Annotated in this window: 1 protein-coding gene; it reads left to right on the forward strand. The window is 60.7% G+C overall.

The window, feature by feature from the left end; genetic code table 11:
- Positions 1-11: 11 nt before the first annotated feature.
- On the forward strand, positions 12-2014 hold a 2003-nt coding region (gene tkt / locus AC0IM9_RS20375; RefSeq protein ID WP_482805233.1), incomplete at its 3' end, for a transketolase.

Genomic DNA, 2014 nt, shown 5'->3' on the forward strand with positions numbered 1-2014 from the left:
AGGAGACCAACATGCCTTCGCGTCGAGACTTAGCGAACGCCATCCGCGCACTTAGCATGGACGCGGTACAAAAAGCCAATTCAGGACACCCTGGAGCCCCGATGGGGATGGCCGATATCGCCGAAGTACTGTGGAACGATTTTCTGAACCACAACCCCAATAACCCGAAATGGGCCAACCGCGACCGCTTCGTGCTGTCCAACGGTCACGGCTCCATGCTGATTTACTCGTTGTTGCACCTGTCGGGCTACAACCTGCCGATCGACGAGCTGAAACAGTTCCGTCAACTGCATTCCAAAACCCCGGGCCACCCTGAATACGGCTACACCGACGGCGTCGAAACCACCACCGGTCCGCTGGGCCAAGGCATCACCAATGCCGTCGGTTTCGCCATCGCCGAACGCGCCCTGGCCGGCCAATTCAACCGCCCCGGTCATGACATCGTCGACCACCACACCTACGTATTCCTGGGTGACGGCTGCCTGATGGAAGGCATCTCCCACGAAGCCTGCTCGCTGGCCGGCTCCATGAAACTGGGCAAACTGATCGCCATCTACGACGACAACAACATCTCCATCGACGGTGAAGTCCGCGGTCACGGCGACGTCACCGGCTGGTTCCTGGACAACACCCCGGCCCGCTTCGAAGCCTACGGCTGGCACGTCATCCCCAAAGTCGACGGCCACGACCCGGAAGCGGTGAAAAAAGCCATCGAAGAAGCCAAAAAAGTCAGCGACAAACCGTCCATCATCTGCTGCCAAACCATCATCGGCTTCGGCTCGCCGAACAAACAAGGCAAAGAAGAATGCCATGGTGCTGCGCTGGGTGAAGCCGAAGTGGCTGCGACCCGCGAACAACTGGGCTGGCCGCACGCCCCGTTCGAAATTCCGGCCGACATCTACGCCGGATGGGACGCCAAAGCCAAAGGCGACCGTTTGGAAAGCGCCTGGAACGCCAAATTCGCCGCCTACCAAGCCGCGCACCCGGAACTGGCTGCCGAATTCGAACGCCGCATGGCCGGTAAATTACCAACCGACTGGAGCGAAAAAGCCAACGCCTTCATCGCCGAGGTCAACGCCAAAGCCGAAACCATCGCCAGCCGCAAAGCCTCGCAAAACACCCTGAACGGCTTCGGCCCGTTGCTGCCGGAACTGCTGGGCGGCTCCGCCGACCTGGCCGGCTCCAACCTGACCCTGTGGAAAGGCTGCAAAGACATCAACGCCCCTGGTCACGACGGCAACTACGCCTACTACGGCGTGCGCGAATTCGGCATGAGCGCCATCATGAACGGCATCACCCTGCACGGCGGCTTCAAAGCCTACGGCGCCACCTTCCTGATGTTCAGCGAATACGCCCGTAACGCCCTGCGCATGGCCGCCCTGATGAAAGCGCCAACCATCTTCGTCTACACCCACGACTCCATCGGCCTGGGCGAAGACGGTCCGACCCACCAACCGATCGAACAAACCGCCACCTTGCGCATGATTCCGAACATGCACGTCTGGCGTCCGTGCGACGCGGTCGAATCGGCGATTTGCTGGAAAGCGGCGATCGAACGCCAAGACGGCCCGAGCACCCTGATCTTCTCACGGCAAAACCTGCCACACATGACCCGTAGCCAAGCCCAGATCGACGCGATTGCCAAAGGCGGTTACATCCTGAAAGACAGCAACGGCACCCCGGATGCGATCATCATCGCCACCGGTTCCGAAGTCGAACTGGCCGTCAAAGCTGCCGACGCCTTGGCCGCGAAAGGCAAAAACATCCGCGTGGTGTCCATGCCGTCGACCAACGTGTTCGAAGCTCAGGACCAGGCCTACAAAGACAGCGTATTGCCAGCGAGCGTGACCAAACGCGTCGTGGTCGAAGCGGGCGTGACCGACAGCTGGTGGAAATATGCCGGCAGCCAAGGCCGCGTGGTGGGCATGGACCGTTTCGGCGAATCGGCCCCGGCCGGCCAGCTCTTCAAAGAGTTCGGCTTCACCGTGGACAATGTCGTCGCTAACGTCGAAGC

This window comes from Methylomonas sp. Uni0011 (assembly GCF_056850255.1).